This is a genomic window from uncultured Ferrovibrio sp., from assembly GCF_937960835.1.
In the GTDB taxonomy this organism is placed as follows: Bacteria; Pseudomonadota; Alphaproteobacteria; order Ferrovibrionales; family Ferrovibrionaceae; genus Ferrovibrio.
In genome coordinates this window covers 311,189-325,799 of the sequence record NZ_CALGPC010000015.1, presented here as the reverse complement: position 1 = coordinate 325,799, position 14,611 = coordinate 311,189, and the positions used below count along the sequence as shown (strand labels likewise).

Annotated in this window: 15 protein-coding genes; 14 read left to right on the top strand and 1 reads right to left on the bottom strand. The window is 61.3% G+C overall.

Going from position 1 to position 14,611, the window contains the following annotated elements; all coding sequences use genetic code 11:
• Positions 1–3 precede the first annotated feature (3 nt).
• From Q0603_RS15660 to Q0603_RS15605, 12 genes are all read left to right on the top strand, one after another.
• Positions 4–1,206 (top strand): amino acid ABC transporter substrate-binding protein, encoded by a 1,203-nt coding sequence (locus tag Q0603_RS15660; RefSeq protein ID WP_298727323.1) that lies wholly within the window; start codon positions 4–6, stop codon positions 1,204–1,206.
• A gap of 11 nt (positions 1,207–1,217) precedes the next feature.
• Positions 1,218–2,075: a branched-chain amino acid ABC transporter permease gene (locus Q0603_RS15655; protein WP_298727321.1), complete on the top strand. Its 858-nt coding sequence runs from the start codon at positions 1,218–1,220 to the stop codon at positions 2,073–2,075.
• Positions 2,076–2,077: 2 nt separating this feature from the next.
• Entirely contained in the window at positions 2,078–3,844 is a 1,767-nt protein-coding gene (locus Q0603_RS15650) for a branched-chain amino acid ABC transporter ATP-binding protein/permease (protein ID WP_298727319.1), read from the top strand.
• Positions 3,837–4,544 carry an ABC transporter ATP-binding protein gene (locus Q0603_RS15645; protein WP_298727317.1) on the top strand — a complete coding sequence of 236 codons (708 nt, stop codon included), beginning with the start codon at positions 3,837–3,839 and terminating at the stop codon, positions 4,542–4,544. Before Q0603_RS15650 ends, Q0603_RS15645 begins: the two co-directional genes overlap by 8 nt.
• Positions 4,545–4,694: 150 nt before the next feature.
• Positions 4,695–5,672 carry a Gfo/Idh/MocA family oxidoreductase gene (locus Q0603_RS15640; protein ID WP_298727315.1) on the top strand — a complete coding sequence of 326 codons (978 nt, stop codon included), beginning with the start codon at positions 4,695–4,697 and terminating at the stop codon, positions 5,670–5,672.
• A 97-nt stretch (positions 5,673–5,769) separates the two neighbouring features.
• Entirely contained in the window at positions 5,770–6,225 is a 456-nt protein-coding gene (locus Q0603_RS15635; protein ID WP_298727313.1) for an Hsp20/alpha crystallin family protein, read from the top strand.
• A gap of 168 nt (positions 6,226–6,393) precedes the next feature.
• Entirely contained in the window at positions 6,394–7,314 is a 921-nt protein-coding gene (locus Q0603_RS15630; RefSeq protein ID WP_298727311.1) for an ABC transporter substrate-binding protein, read from the top strand.
• A gap of 22 nt (positions 7,315–7,336) precedes the next feature.
• On the top strand, positions 7,337–8,536 hold the full coding sequence (locus Q0603_RS15625; protein ID WP_298727309.1) for an ABC transporter permease: 1,200 nt from the start codon (positions 7,337–7,339) through the stop codon (positions 8,534–8,536).
• Positions 8,533–9,468, top strand: coding sequence for an ABC transporter ATP-binding protein (locus tag Q0603_RS15620; protein WP_298727307.1), 936 nt, complete (start codon positions 8,533–8,535; stop codon positions 9,466–9,468). Before Q0603_RS15625 ends, Q0603_RS15620 begins: the two co-directional genes overlap by 4 nt.
• A 56-nt stretch (positions 9,469–9,524) precedes the next feature.
• Positions 9,525–10,223 carry an ABC transporter permease gene (locus Q0603_RS15615; protein ID WP_298727305.1) on the top strand — a complete coding sequence of 233 codons (699 nt, stop codon included), beginning with the start codon at positions 9,525–9,527 and terminating at the stop codon, positions 10,221–10,223.
• Positions 10,224–10,317: 94 nt separating this feature from the next.
• Entirely contained in the window at positions 10,318–11,400 is a 1,083-nt protein-coding gene (locus Q0603_RS15610; protein WP_298727303.1) for a DNA topoisomerase IB, read from the top strand.
• Between the two features lie 89 nt (positions 11,401–11,489).
• A complete protein-coding gene (locus tag Q0603_RS15605) occupies positions 11,490–11,663 on the top strand; it encodes a KTSC domain-containing protein (RefSeq protein WP_298727301.1) in 174 nt (57 codons plus the stop codon).
• 15 nt (positions 11,664–11,678) lie between these two features.
• On the opposite strand, the gene Q0603_RS15600 is transcribed toward Q0603_RS15605, so the two are convergent.
• Positions 11,679–12,368: an SDR family NAD(P)-dependent oxidoreductase gene (locus Q0603_RS15600; protein ID WP_298727299.1), complete on the bottom strand. Its 690-nt coding sequence runs from the start codon at positions 12,366–12,368 to the stop codon at positions 11,679–11,681.
• Between the two features lie 208 nt (positions 12,369–12,576).
• Here Q0603_RS15600 and Q0603_RS15595 point away from each other — a divergent pair, with 208 nt between their 5' ends.
• Together Q0603_RS15595 and deoC are read left to right on the top strand one after the other, a co-directional pair.
• The gene (locus Q0603_RS15595) at positions 12,577–13,614 is read left to right on the top strand and encodes a sugar-binding transcriptional regulator (RefSeq protein WP_298727297.1); all 1,038 of its coding nucleotides are present in this window, start codon (positions 12,577–12,579) and stop codon (positions 13,612–13,614) included.
• Entirely contained in the window at positions 13,583–14,608 is a 1,026-nt protein-coding gene (deoC, locus tag Q0603_RS15590) for a deoxyribose-phosphate aldolase (RefSeq protein WP_298727295.1), read from the top strand. The genes Q0603_RS15595 and deoC overlap by 32 nt, the downstream gene beginning before the upstream one ends.
• Positions 14,609–14,611 lie beyond the last annotated feature (3 nt).

Sequence of the window (14,611 nt, the reverse complement as noted above, 5' to 3'; positions counted from 1 at the left end):
ACAATGAACATATTGAAACGGGCCGCCGCTTTGGCGACGGCCGCGGTCGGTCTTTGCCTGATGACGGCAGGGCCAGTGCAGGCGCAGGACACCGGGCCGATCAAGATCGGCAGCACGCTGGCCCTGACCGGACCGCTGTCTGCCACCGCGCTGGTCCACAAGCTGGTTGGCGATATCTACATCGAGGATCTCAACGCGCGCGGCGGCCTGCTGGGCCGCAAGGTCGAGTGGCTGGTAAAGGACGATCAGTCCAAGCCCGAAGTCGCCCGTACGCTTTATGAGCAGCTGGTGACCTCGGACAAGGTCGATCTGCTGATGGGGCCGTATGCGACGGGCGCAATCCTGTCGGCCATGGGTGTGGCGCAGCGCTACAACAAGATGCTGATCCACCACACCTTCGGCATTCCGTCGCTGGCCAAGTACGAGATGCATTTTCCGGCATGGTCGGTGGGGCCGAAGCCGGAAGTGACCGTCAACAACACGCTGTTCGATGCACTGGCGGCTGCGCCAAAGCCGCCGAAGACGGTGGCCATCGTCACGTCCAAGTTCCCCTCGGTGCATTTCATGGCCCAGGGCGCGCGTGAAGTCGCCAAGAAGCGCGGCGTGAATGAAATCCTGTTCCTGGAGTGGGAGTTCGGCAATCGTGACTTCGGTCCGATCGCCGCCCGCATCAAGGATGCCAATCCCGATCTGGTTTGGGTCGGCAATATCGGCCTTGAGGGCAATATGCTGCTCGAGGCGATGAAGAAGATTGACTACGTGCCGCCGCTGCATTTTCATCTCTATCCGGCGCCCGGCCCGATGACCGCCGCTCCGGAAGGAAGGAATGCGCTGTCGGTGACGATCTTCGAGGAGCATCCGCCCTATACCGACAATCCGGTGGCCGCAAAATTCGTCGCTGAATTCAACAAGCGGGCGCAGGCCGCAGGCTTCCCCTATACCAAGGTGGAAGTGCAGGCAGCGGCATCCTTCACCGCCTGGCAGCTGCTTGAGGCTGCCGTTACGGCGACCAAGAGCCTGGACGACAAGAAGCTGGCCGACTGGCTTAAGAAGAGCCAGGTGCCGACCATCCAGGGCGTGGTGCGTTTCGATCGCGGCAACAATTTCGGCGACGATCTGATGCGCATCAAGCAGGTGCAGGATGGCAACTGGGTGACCGTGTGGCCTAAGGAATACGCGGCTCCCGGTGCTTCGCTGAAGATGTGAAGGTTGTTTGAATGACGCTCCCAAGCCTGAATCTGTTGTCGCAATCCATTCTGTCAGGGATGTTCATCGGCGGGATGTACAGCCTCATCGGTTTGGGCTTGGGATTGTCCTGGGGCCTGCTGCGGCAAATCAATCTGGCCCATTTCGGCTTCGTCTTCCTGTCTGCCTACATCACTTACCATCTGTCGTCGGTCTGGGGCATGGATCCGCTGCTGGCGTTGCTCATTCTCCCGCCGGCCTTCTTCCTGGTCGGCGTGGCGCAGCAATGGCTGCTCTCTCGGTTCCATATCTCGCCATTCAACTCGCTTCTGGTGACTTTCGGCTTCACGGTGATGATCGAAAGCCTGATCCAGCACATCTGGACGGCCGATTTCCGCAAGCTGCAATCCAGCTATGCCGAGGAGAAATTCATCATCGGGAACCTGTTCATTCCCGTCCCTGAGCTGCTGACGCTGCTGCTCGCGGTTCTCTTTGCTTTTGCCATCTGGGCGGCGATGCGCTTCACCGATCTCGGCAAGGCCATGCGCGCCATGGCGGAGGACGGGCCGATCGCAGCGGCCTTTGGCATCAACCAGCGAGCACTGTCCCTCGTTCTGTCTGGGCTATGCGTCGCGCTGGCTTCGGTTGCCGGAATTTGTTTTGCGCTGACCTTCACCCTGACGCCGACCCAGATCTTCGCCTGGGTGGGTGTGGTTTTCGCCGTGGTGATGCTCGGTGGCCTGGGCAGCGCGCTGGGTCCGCTGGTGGCTGGAATCATCATTGGCGTGAGCGAGGCGGTGGCGATGGCGGTCTTTGCGCCGTCCTGGGCGCCGATCGTTTCCTTTTCGCTGCTCATCCTGATGCTGCTTTTCCGGCCTGAGAAGGTGTAGTCATGAACGGCCGTATCCTGGTGAGTATCGCCGCCGTTGGCATAGCCTTGGCAGTCCTGCCCTGGCTGGGGCTGCCGGCTTTTTATGAAAGTTTCCTGTACCTCCTGTTCCATTGGATCGTGCTGGCGACCTCCTGGAACATCCTGTCGGGATATACGGGTTATTTCTCCTTCGGCCATGGCGCTTTCTTCGGCGCGGGCATCTACGGAACGGCCTACCTGGCCGGCACCGTAGGCCTGCCGTTTCTGATGACCCTGCCGGCGGCGATGCTGATCGCCGCGGCTCTCGGCGTAGCCTTAGGCGCGGTGGTCTTCCGCGTATCCCGGGTGAGGGGAGAGCTGTTTGCACTGCTCACTCTGGCCGTCACCTTCGTGCTGGCGACCATCATCGGCAATACGCCCATCGATGGTGGCCAGGGGATTTATCTCATGGGCGTCGATATTCCGTCGCTCGGGCCGTCACAGGCCTCCTCGATCTACATGATGGGGCTGATCGCGGCGGCGGCGACATTGCTTATTTCCTACTGGATCTATGCCTCCCGGTTCGGGATCGGGTTATTCGCCATCCACGACGATGAGGATGTCGCCGAGGTGATGGGCGTACCGACCTATCGCTTCAAGCTCTATGCGCTGGCGATTTCCTGCAGTCTGGCTGGGCTGGCCGGCGGTATTCATGCCGTTTTCGTATCCTATGTGACGGTATCCGAGACTTTCTCCATCACCGTTCCGCTCAGTGTCGTGTTGATGAGCATTCTGGGCGGCAGTCGGCATTGGATCGGCCCGGCGGTTGGTGCTGTGCTGATCACCTGTCTGCTGTACTATTTCACCTCCGGCGATTCCGCGGTGCTCGGACGCGCCACGGTCGGCCTTATCCTGGTCGTGGTGATCTTGTTCATTCCCGCCGGCGTTCTTGGCCTGGTATCCGGCTGGCGTCACAACCGCCGCGTTCGCGAGGCGGCTCAGGCGCCGGCTGCGAAAACGCACGCCGAAAGCGCAGCACCGGCAGAGGTGGTCCGTCTCTCGCCCAAGCGCGTCATCTCGGGCGAGCCGCTTCTGCAGGTCAAAGGTCTGTCGAAATCGTTCAGCGGCGTGAAGGCCCTGTCTGACGTTACCCTGGAAGTACGGCGCGGCGAAATTCTTGGCCTGATCGGGCCGAACGGGTCGGGGAAATCGACGTTCATCAACGTGGTCAGCGGCCATTACAAGCCGACGGCGGGCGAGATTCTGTTCGAAGGCCGCAATCTGGCGGGGCAGGACGCGCATGTCTTCGCTCAGGCCGGCATCGCGCGGACCTATCAGATTCCGCGGCCCTTCAGTCATATGACGGTGCTGGAGAATGTCGCAATAGTGGGCATGTATGGCGGCCGCGGCAAAAGCCGGGCAGAAGCCATGAAGGATGCCCACGAGTTCATCGAATTTGCCGGGCTTACGCATCGGGCCCATGCCTTGCCTGACGACCTCAACCTGCATCAGCGCAAGTTCCTGGAGCTGGCACGCGCCCTGGCAGCGCAGCCGAAGCTTCTTCTGCTGGACGAGGTCCTGTCCGGCCTGACGCCCAGCGAGATCAACGAGGCGATCGCCATGATCCAGCGGATTCGCGATCGCGGAACGACCATCGTTTTTGTCGAGCATGTCATGCGAGCAGTCATGGCGCTCACCGATCGTATCGTTGTCCTCAATCATGGTGCGCTGATTGCGCAGGGTAATGCCGCCGATGTCATGAATGAGGAGGATGTAAAGGCTGCGTATCTCGGGAAGGCCCATGCTTGAGATTCGGAATCTGAAAGCCAGCTACGGCGCGGCGCCGGCCCTTTGGGATATCAGCATTGCCATCAAGTCCGGGGAGCTCGTATGCGTTGTCGGACCGAATGGGGCGGGTAAGACGACGCTCATCAATACCATCGCGGGGCTTCACCGCGCTGGCGGCGGCAGCATCGTTTTCGACGGTCGGGATATGACGCGCATCCCGCCGCACCGCTTCTGTCAGGCGGGCATTGCCATCGTTCCCGAGAGCCGGCGCCTGTTCACCAGCATGACGGTTTTGGAGAATCTGGAGCTCGGCAGTTATCTGCCAGAGGCGCGGGCGCGTCGCCAGGAAACACTTGAGCAGGTCTGCGAACTGTTCCCCGCGGTGCGCCAGAAACTGCATATGCCCGCAGGGTCGCTATCCGGCGGGCAGCAGCAGATGGTTGCCATTGGCCGGGCCTTGATGGCGCGGCCGAAGCTTTTGCTGCTCGACGAGCCCTCCCTGGGGCTGGCGCCGTCGATCGTCATGGATATGTTCGACGTCATCCGGCGGGTTAACGCGGACGGTCTTTCCATTCTGCTGGTCGAGCAGAATGTCACCATGGCCATGGAATTGGCGTCGCGGGCTTATGTTCTGGAAGAGGGGCGCGTGGTCATGGAGGGCCCGGCCAGCGACCTTTTGCAGCGGCCAGAGGTTCGCAAGGCGTATCTCGGCCTGGAGTAGCGCTTCCGGCGCCAAAGGCACGGATTGCGATACGTGAAGCGCTGACCCGCCGCCCGGCGGCGGAATTGCGGGCAGACCGGCAATCGCCTATAACCCGCCTGCGCCGGAATCGCCCGGCTTTCCAAGTTCGCTTTATACGAGAATCGCGCAATGTCCTCCGCTCCGGTCAAACTCGGCATCATCGGCTATGGCATCATGGGCGAGCGTCTGCTGCGCGCCGCGCTGAGTCATGATCAGGCGGTTCTGGTTGTTGCCGGTGTTTGGGATCCCGCAGCGGCCGCGATGCAGCGTTTGAAGGCCGATCTGCCGCAGGTGACGCAGCTCGGCTCGGCCGAGGCGGTGATCGATGCCTGCGACTGCTTGTATATCGCGTCGCCGCCGGCCTTCCATCTGGGTTATGCGCGCGCAGCCTTCCAGAAGGGCCGGGCGGTGTTCTGTGAAAAGCCGCTGGCTGTCGACGTCACCGAAGCGGAAGCCTTCGTGCAGGAAGCGGCTGCGCATGGCGCCAAGGGCGCGGTGAATTTTCCCTTTGCTTCGTCCTTCGCAGTCGACCAGTTGCGGCGCTGGATGGATGAAGGCGTGGTCGGCGCTGTCGAGAAAATCGATATCGAGATTGGTTTCGTCAATTGGCCGCGCCCCTGGCAGGTCGATGCAGCCAGCTGGCTCGATACCAGTGCGCAGGGCGGCTTCACCCGCGAAGTCGGCTCGCATTTCCTATTCCTGGCGCGCCGGCTGTTCGGTCCGCTGCAACTGCAAAGCTATACGGTGGCTTATCCGGAGGCCGGCAAGTCCGAGCGCAGCATCACCGCGCGTCTGCAGGCAGGGGCACTGCCCGTTTCGCTCAACGGCGGTGTCGGAACGACCGAGAAGCCGGACCACAATATCTTCCAGATCACTGGCACGAATGGCAGCATCAGGCTGCGCGACTGGTCTATTGCTGAACGGCTGGTTGACGGCAAATGGCGTGAGGCGCCGGATGCCTTGCCGAACGAGAAGATGCGGCCCTTGGTGCTGCAGCGGCAGCTGAACAAGGTCGCGGCGCTGACCACGGGAGCGGAGCAGGATCTGGCCACACTGAGCGAGGCGGCCGAAGTGCAGCGCGTGGTAGAGGCTATCCTGCGCCAGTAGGCGCCGCAAATACGGCCTTTTTTGATCTGGATTAAAGCCGGCCTTTAACGCTGCGGTATCGTTTCATCGTCCTTTCCATTAGTCATGGAGAAAGACGATGGCGAACCAAGAGCTTATTCCATCCAATCCGTTGGAAGCGTTGCACAAGGAAGTCGATCGTCTGTTCGGCGGCTTCTTTGACGACCTTTCCCTGCCGGCCTGGCCGCTCAAGCATGATCGGAACGTTCCCAAAATCGATTTCAAGGAGGCCAAGACGGAGTACCAGCTGGATGCCGAATTGCCGGGCATTCCGGCGAAGGATGTCCAGGTCTCGGTGGCGAATGGCGTTCTGACCCTGAAGGGTGAAAAGAAGGCGGAAAAAGAAGAGAAGGATAAGAATTACATCCGCGTCGAACGCTCTTACGGCCGGTTTGAGCGATCCTTCAGCCTTCCGGCGGATGCCGATGAAGCCAAGATCACGGCCAGCAGCAAGGATGGCGTGCTGACCATCGTGATCCCGAAGAAGGAAGGCGCCCAGCAGGCGCGGCAGATAGAGGTCAATGCTGCCGGCTAAGGCTTGAAGCCCAAGCTTTAATGGCGGGCGGGGCGGATATTCCGCCTCGCCCACAGCAAAGACGGAACCGTCACTTATCGAAATTTAGGCCCTTTTTCCGCCCCTGTTGCGCCCTACCTTAACCTGCGCTGCCGGGTTCACCCGGCCAAAAAAAGGGAGGGTTAAGAGATGAAGACGCGCATTCTTGGCGCGGTTGCCGCCATGGCAGTCGCTTTCCTGCTGGGCACACCTGCCGCCCCGGCCGCCGACAAGATCATGGTCGGCTCGAAGATCGACACGGAAGGTGCGTTACTGGGTAATGTGATTGTACTGGCGCTTCAGAATGCCGGCCTGGAGGTCGAGAGCAAGGTGCAGCTTGGGCCGACCAAGATCGTGCGCACGGCTCTGCTGTCCGGCGAGATCGATATCTATCCTGAATATACCGGCAATGCCGGTTTCTTCTTCAGCAACGATGCCGATCCGGCGTGGAAGAACGCCAAGACAGCTTATGAAAAGGCCCGCCAGCTGGATGCGGAAAACAAGCTGGTCTGGCTGCCGCCTGCGCCAGCCAACAATACCTGGGCCATCGCGGTACGCCGCGACGTAGCCGAGAAGAACAATCTCACAACCCTTGATGATTTCGGCAAATGGGTCAGCGGCGGCGGCAAGGTCAAGCTGGCTGGCTCGGCAGAATTCGTTGAAAGCGCCGCTGCCCTGCCGGCGTTTCAGAAGGCCTATGGCTTCAGCCTGAAGCCCGATCAGCTCCTCGTGCTCTCCGGCGGCGATACCGCCGCGACGATCAAGGCCGCAGCCGAGCAGACCTCCGGGGTAAATGCGGCCATGGCTTATGGCACCGATGGCGCCCTGGCAGCTTTAGGCATTGTCGTTCTTGAGGATACCAAAGGCGTGCAGGCGGTTTATGAGCCGGCCCCAGTGGTGCGCGCAGTCGTGCTGGAACGCAATCCGCAGATCAGAACGGCGCTGGAGCCGATCTTCGCCAGTCTGACCTTGGAGACCCTGCAGGCACTGAACGCCAAGATCGCGGTGGAAGGCCAGAATGCCAAGGCTGTTGCAGCCGACTACCTGAAGGCCAAAGGCTTTATTAAGTGAGGGCGGGGATCAGACCGCAGCGATGAAACCAGCCATCGCATCCCTCGATCATCGGTCTTCATGGCTTGGCAATCCGGTGCTGGGCCTTCTGGTGCTGATTGCCCTGCTTGCGGCGCTCTTCCTGGGATTTGTAAGCGTCGCGCCCAATCGCATTCTGTCCGGTCAGACGGCGACGCTTTGGGTTTATGTCCATGGCTGGCTTCTGGCCGCACTGGGGGCTGAATTCGTGCTTTTGGCGGCGGCGGCATTCGTCAGGCCCGCCGGACAATGGCATCTGCTGGCGGCCGTTGTGGCTGCTCTGGCATTGGTCACCCTTGTCGCTGCGGCGGGATCGGCGGCCAAGAATGCGGTGAGCCTGACCGGCAATCCGGGAGCGCGCATATCGCTGGGCGCCGCTTTCTGGATACTGCTTGCCGTGGCCGGACTGGCTTTGGCCGACGTGCTGCATCGTCTGAATGCCAAGCCCGGCATGCGGTTCGCGATCCTGCTGGGAATCGCGGCGGCTATCGGCCTGCTGGCTTCATCGGGCTGCTTGGACGATCTGTCGCTGGCGCGGGAGTATGTCAGCCGCAAGGATGCCTTCCTGGCAGAGCTTCGTAAGCATATCGCGCTGGTGCTGGGAGCCCTGCTGCCCACGCTGGCAATTGGCGGCGTATTGGGGATGCTGATCCTGCGGCGGCCTTCCGCTGCTGGGCCGACCTTCGCGATCCTCAACATCGTGCAGACCATTCCCTCCATTGCGCTGTTCGGCATGCTGATTGAGCCGCTGACCGGTCTGTCCGAAGCCATGCCGCTCTTGCGGGAGCTTGGCCTGCGCGGGATCGGAGCCGCGCCCGCAGTAATCGCCCTGGTGCTCTATGGCCTATTGCCGATCGTTCGCAGCATTCATGCCGGCTTCACCGGTGTTCCAGCAGCCGTGATCGATGCAGCACATGGCATGGGCATGACGCGTCTTCAGATCTTGCGCGATGTCGAATGGCCGCTGGCCTTGCCGGTGCTGCTGGCCGGTTTGCGTATCGTGACGATTCAGATGATCGGCCTGACGGTCGTGGCGGCGCTGATCGGCGCCGGCGGGCTCGGCAGCTTCGTTTTCCAGGGGCTTGGCCAGACGGCGACCGATCTGGTGCTGCTCGGCGCTCTGGCCGCGATTGGCCTGGCGCTCTTCGCCGACGGGCTTCTCAAAGGGCTTACGGCCCTGGTCGACAGGAGGACCAACCGATGATCGAACTGGATGCCGTAAGCAAATTCTATGGACAGCACGCGGCTATCGACGCCGTTTCGCTCCGGATCGAACGCGGCGAAATCTGTGCACTGGTTGGACCTTCCGGGGCCGGTAAATCGACCCTGCTGCGGATGATCAATCGCCTGATCCCGCATGATGCCGGCATCATCCGCATTGAGGGTGTTGATATCGCCGATTTGCCGCCGGTCGCTCTGCGGCGGCGGATTGGCTACGTGATCCAGTCGGTTGGCCTGTTTCCCCATTGGACCGTAGGGCAGAATATCGCCACCGTACCGCGCCTGCTGGGCTGGGAGGATGAGCGTGTCCAGGAGCGGGTTTCGGAACTGCTGAACCTGGTCGGCCTGCACGAAGACCGCTATGCAGGGCGCTATGCTCATCAGTTGTCTGGCGGCGAACAGCAAAGGGTCGGCGTTGCCCGCGCCTTGGCGGCCGATCCGGACGTTCTGCTGATGGACGAGCCTTTCGGCGCGCTGGATCCGCTGACACGCGAGAATTTGCGCACCGAATTGCTGCGCATCCATGCCGCAACGAAAAAGACCATCGTCATTGTGACACACGATATCGATGAGGCGTTTCAGTTGGGCTCGCGCGTCGCCATCCTGGGCCATGGCCGCCTGATCCAGCAGGGTACGCCCCGCGATATTCTCGCAGCTCCAGCCAGCGGTTTTGTGCATGACTTTATCGGCGGGGCGCGGGCAAGCCTGCGGTTGCTGAAGGTAGAAACGGTGCGCGACCGGCTGCGGCGCCCTGTATCGCAGCCCATGGGAGAGCCGGTTCCTGCCAGTGCGCCATTGGAAGACGCGCTAGCGCTGATGATCGCGCGCGGTTGTCGCGCCTTGCCAGTCAGCGATGGAAAGGCCGGCATCATCGGCATGCTTGACCTTGCCGATCTGGTCGAGGTGCGCTCGTAACGATGCTGGGATGTGGTTCCTCGGACCGCGTAGCCTTCTGGCTGGCGCTGCTATTTATGGTGTTGCTGCTTGCCATGCCTGCGGGCGAGCCGCTCTTCCGGCATTGGTTTCCGGCCTTGGAGCGGCCGGTTTATACCCGCGTTCCGTTTGTCGAACTGGCGCTGTCGCATATCGGCCTGGTTGCGGCATCAAGCCTTGTCATTGTCATTCTGGGCATTGCCGCAGGTGCTTTTGTGACGCGTCCCATGGGGCGCGAATTTGCCGGCATCGTCGATACCATCGTCACCGTGGGGCAGACATTCCCACCAGTCGCGGTTCTGGCTATTGCCGTGCCTTTGACCGGCTATGGCGCCACGCCGACATTGCTTGCACTGATTGCTTACGGTGCGCTGCCGGTCGTTGCCACAACGGTGACGGGATTGCGTGGCGTGCCTGCCGCCGTGCGGGAGGCTGCTGATGGTGCCGGTTTTTCCCCGCTGGGCCGCCTGTTGCAGATCGAATTGCCGTTGGCAGCGCCGGTGATCCTCAGCGGCATACGGACATCGGTCGTCATCAGTATCGGCACCGCAACCATCGGATCGACGGTGGGGGCGGTGACGTTGGGCTCGCCGATCATCGAAGGTTTGTCTGGATCCAATCCTGCTTATGTGCTGCAAGGTGCAATTCTGGTCGGCCTGCTGGCTATCGCGGTCGATCAGGCTTTCGAGGGACTGCAGCGCCGCATGATCCGTCATCAGGCAGAGGCTGCCGTCTGAGCATTTGACTCAGCAAGGAACTAGATCTCCGCTAAAGCGTTGATACTGGTCGCTAATGCGAGGTGTTGACGTGATGCGGGATGAGGAAGGCCTGATGCAATATGCGGTGGGCGGGTCCGATCTGCCGCGAGCCGATACCCAGCAGGCCGCAGTCACTGCAGGACTGGTCTATGTGACGGATGCCGAGCCAGGCTACACCCGCCGCCGGGCTGGAAAAGGATTTGCCTATCTGGATGAGACGGGCCGTTTCCTGCGCGATCCGTTCTCGCTTCAGCGTTTACGCAAGCTGGTCATTCCTCCAGCCTGGTGCGAGGTCTGGATCTGCCGGCAACCGGCGGGCCATATTCAGGCTACAGGCCGGGATGCCCGCGGACGAAAGCAATATATCTATCATCCCGATTTTCGTGCCGCGCGGGAAGCGACCAAGTATGGCGGGCTGCTGTCCTTCGCACGTTGCCTGCCGCGATTGCGGGCACGTATAGAAGCCGACATGGCCAAACCCGGTTTGCCGCGCGAAAAAGTTCTCGCAACTGTGGTATATCTTCTGGAGGCCACTTTCATCCGGATCGGCAACATCGATTATGCCAAGCAGAATCGCAGCTATGGCATCACCACCTTACAGAACCGTCATGTAAAAGCGCAGCAGAATGGTGAGCTGCGGTTCCGCTTCACAGGGAAAAGCGGGCGGATATGGCAGTTGCGTCTGCGCGACCGGCGCGTGACACGCATCGTCAAAGCCTGTCAGGATTTGCCGGGACAGCAGCTATTCCAGTATCTCGACGAAGCAGGACAGCAGCAGAGCGTTACATCCTCGGATGTGAATGCCTATCTGCGCGAGATAGCCGCTTCGGTCAATGCCAATGCGGAGATCACGGCCAAGGATTTCCGCACTTGGGGCGGAACGCTGCTGACGGCATTATTGCTGCAGGCTTTCCCCGCACCGCAGACCAAGAAGGAAGCGCAGCGAAACCTCCGGGCCACGATCAAGGAGGTTGGCGCACGCCTTGGCAACACGCCGACGATCTGCCGCAAATGTTACATCCATCCGCGGATCATCGAGGCTTATGAAAGCGGATGGCACCGGTTGCATATCCGCAAGACGAAGGCGGCAGAACTGAAGCCGGAAGAGGTAGCGCTGATTGCGCTTCTCGAAACCAGAAAGCGGGTTGCGCGCTGAAGAAGATGCCGCGAATTCAGCGCCCACCGACGATTTCCACCCAGCCCGTGTCATCGACGACATTGCGGGCTGCGGGCTTCAAGGAGACAGTGCCTAGCAGGGGGAAGGCCGGCATCCTGCGCCTGGTATTCCGCACAGGAAAGATCTACGACTATTTCCAGGTGCCGCTTCAGGTCTTCGCCGAACTGATGGATGCCGCGTCGAAAGGGCGGTATTTCAATTTCCATATCCGGAACCGCTACCGCTTTCGCCGGATACGATAGCCCAGCAGGCAGCGATCAGGTTTTCCCATAGACCGGAATCACCGCCCCGCGCGTTACCGTATTCTCGGGCGATGCGAGGTGCAGGATGGTGGCGGCTATCTCATCCGGCTTCGGCCAGGCGCTGTGATCGGCCTTCGGCATATCGGCACGGTTGCTTGGCGTGTCAATGATCGACGGCGCCACCGCATTGACCAGGATACCCCGTCCGACCAGTTCGGCCGCCAGGGCTTCTGTAAGGGCAGCGACTCCTGCCTTGGCAATCGTATAGGCGCTCATACCGGCGCCGCTGCGCGGCTCCAGCCCCGGCCGTGCGGCGACATTGACGATGCGTCCTCCAGCGGGGTCAAAAGCAGCCGCTGCCGCGCGGCAGCAGAGATGGCAACTCACCAAATTCATATCCAGCATGCGCATCAGTGCCGTCTTGTCGGTGGCGGCGAGATCGCTCATGGCGAAGCCGCCAGCGATATGAATCGAAGCCCATAAATCATTGATCCCCGCGTAGAGGCGGGCAACATCCGCCTCGTTGGTCAGGTCGCAGCGCGGGATCACTTTTACGCTTTCCGAGGCGAGAAAATCCGGTGGCGGCGCATTGCCCCGGATCGGCACGCGGATTCTCGCGCCTGCCTCCGATAGGCGTGCAACCACGGCGCGTCCCAATGCACCCGCACCGCCTGTAACGACCACTTTACGATCTTTGAAATCCATTGGTTTCTCCCTGAGCGCTGTCGCGCCCTCCTTGCGGCCAAGCTAGGTGTCGCAAAGAATTTGCGCAACATTCCGCCAGCTCAAGGCGGTTGCACATACAATAAGCACCTTGGACGTAGATGCATTTCAACCCGCTTTGCTTGACTCTCGCAGCGCTTCTATGAGAGCCTGAATAAAATTTCACATCCTGAAATTTTATGATTCGCTGATGCGAAAGCGCGCCGCCGCTTCTTCCTCCGATGATGTCGACCTGAGCATGGCCGCCCGGGCCGCCTGGTTGTCCTATATCGGCGGCCATACCCAGCAGCAGATCGCCGACCGGCTTCATATCTCCCAGGCCAAGGCTCATCGCCTGATCGCGGAAGCCTTGCGGCGCGGGTTGGTAAAGGTCTTCGTCCAGGGCGTGCCGGCCGAATGTGCGGCCATTGAGGATGAACTGACGGCTCGCTTCAATCTGCGAAGCTGTATCGTTGCGCCATCGCTTTCCTTGGGGCGCAAGTCCGACGGCGCAATTTCGCCCTTTGCCGCCATTGGCGCGGCAGGCGCGCGTTTTCTGCACCATATGCTGACGAACGAAAAGATCGGCATTGTCGGCGTCGGCAAGGGACGCACGCTGTCTGCCGTGGTCGAGCATCTGCCTGACCTGCATCGCCCGGAGCTGAAGATCGTTGCCGTTTCCGGCTCGCTCAACCGCAACCTTGCGGCCAATCCTTTCGACGTCGTGCTGCGGCTAGCCGAGCGCTGCCGCGGCGAGGGTTATTTCCTGCCGGTACCTTATCTGGCGGCCTCTGAAGCGGAGAAGCAGGTTCTGCTGGGGCAGAAAAGCGTTGGCGACATGCTTAAGCTGGCGCGCCGTGCCGATCTGCTGCTGGTCGGCATCGGCAGCCTGGGGGCAGACGCCCATCTGCGTCAGATCGGCATGCTGAGCGAGCGCGAATGGAGCGAGCTGCGCAGCCTTGGCGCGGTTGGCGATCTGATGGGCAGTTTCATTGACGAATTCGGCCGGCCCGTGAAAGCCGGCATCAACAAGCTGGCGATGGGCTTAAGCTACCAGGAACTCGATGGCCGCCGCCTAGTGGCGCTGGCCGGCGGCGCCAACAAAGCGCGAGCGATTTTGGCGGCTTTGCGCAGCGGCGCGATCAGCGATCTGATCATCGATGAAGATGCCGCCCTGCCGATGATGACCATGCTGCAGGCGGAAGGGGAGCGAGGCCATGGCCGAGCCGCAAAAGGTCGCGCCGCTTGATCGCGACCGCTTCGGCCGCATGGCCGCAGGTGGTTTCGATGCGCATGAAAAGCGCAATCCGGGCATGCCCTTCGATGCCGATCTGCTCGAAGGCCTGCGGGTGAACCGCAGCGGCGTAGAACGCCGCACCGCGACGCTACCCGGCCGCCGTTCGGTGAAGAAGGAATACCAGCTTGCCTGGCTGCTCAAGGCGGTCACCTGCATCGACCTGACAACGCTGTCCGGCGATGACACGCCCGGCCGGGTGCAGCGCCTCTGCGCCAAGGCGTGTCAGCCGGTGCGGACTGATCTGCTGGAAAAAATGGGTATTGCCGACCGCCGCATCACGGTCGGCGCTGTCTGCGTCTACCATGCCATGGTGGAAACTGCTGTGCGGGCGCTGGAAGGCAGCGGCATCCCGGTAGCGGCCGTGTCCACCGGTTTTCCCGCAGGGCTTTCGCCGCTTGATTTGCGTATCAAGGAGATCGAGGCATCCGTTGCCGCCGGCGCGAGGGAGATCGACATCGTCATCAATCGTGGTCACGTGCTGACCGGCAACTGGCGTGCCGTGTATGACGAGATGTACGCCTTCCGCGCCGCCTGCGGTTCGGCCCATGTGAAGGCGATCCTCGGCACCGGCGATCTGGTGACCTTGCGCAACGTGGCCCGTGCTTCGATGGTTTGCATGATGGCAGGTGCGGATTTCATCAAGACCTCCACCGGCAAGGAAGGCACCAACGCCACCCTGCCGGTCTCGCTGGTCATGCTCCGGATGATCCGCCAATACCACGAAATGACCGGTATTAAGGTCGGCTTCAAGCCTGCCGGCGGCATCAGCACGGCGAAGGACGTGCTGAACTATCAGATTTTGATGAAGGAAGAGCTGGGTACGCGCTGGCTGCAGCCCGATCTCTTCCGCATCGGCGCGTCCAGCCTGCTCGGCGATATCGAACGCCAGCTTGAACACGGCATTACCGGCCGCTATTCGGCCGCCCATCGTCATCCGCTTGCCTGAGGC

Coding starts and splice junctions, on each gene's coding strand:
- Q0603_RS15635 (WP_298727313.1), top strand. CDS start 5,770: ATGGCGAACCAAGAGCTTATTCCATCCAATCCGTTGGAAGCGTTGCAC.
- Q0603_RS15625 (WP_298727309.1), top strand. CDS start 7,337: ATGAAACCAGCCATCGCATCCCTCGATCATCGGTCTTCATGGCTTGGC.
- Q0603_RS15600 (WP_298727299.1), bottom strand. CDS start 12,368: ATGGATTTCAAAGATCGTAAAGTGGTCGTTACAGGCGGTGCGGGTGCA.
- deoC (WP_298727295.1), top strand. CDS start 13,583: ATGGCCGAGCCGCAAAAGGTCGCGCCGCTTGATCGCGACCGCTTCGGC.
- Q0603_RS15655 (WP_298727321.1), top strand. CDS start 1,218: ATGACGCTCCCAAGCCTGAATCTGTTGTCGCAATCCATTCTGTCAGGG.
- Q0603_RS15640 (WP_298727315.1), top strand. CDS start 4,695: ATGTCCTCCGCTCCGGTCAAACTCGGCATCATCGGCTATGGCATCATG.
- Q0603_RS15615 (WP_298727305.1), top strand. CDS start 9,525: ATGGTGTTGCTGCTTGCCATGCCTGCGGGCGAGCCGCTCTTCCGGCAT.
- Q0603_RS15660 (WP_298727323.1), top strand. CDS start 4: ATGAACATATTGAAACGGGCCGCCGCTTTGGCGACGGCCGCGGTCGGT.
- Q0603_RS15620 (WP_298727307.1), top strand. CDS start 8,533: ATGATCGAACTGGATGCCGTAAGCAAATTCTATGGACAGCACGCGGCT.
- Q0603_RS15610 (WP_298727303.1), top strand. CDS start 10,318: ATGCAATATGCGGTGGGCGGGTCCGATCTGCCGCGAGCCGATACCCAG.
- Q0603_RS15630 (WP_298727311.1), top strand. CDS start 6,394: ATGAAGACGCGCATTCTTGGCGCGGTTGCCGCCATGGCAGTCGCTTTC.
- Q0603_RS15595 (WP_298727297.1), top strand. CDS start 12,577: ATGCGAAAGCGCGCCGCCGCTTCTTCCTCCGATGATGTCGACCTGAGC.
- Q0603_RS15645 (WP_298727317.1), top strand. CDS start 3,837: ATGCTTGAGATTCGGAATCTGAAAGCCAGCTACGGCGCGGCGCCGGCC.
- Q0603_RS15650 (WP_298727319.1), top strand. CDS start 2,078: ATGAACGGCCGTATCCTGGTGAGTATCGCCGCCGTTGGCATAGCCTTG.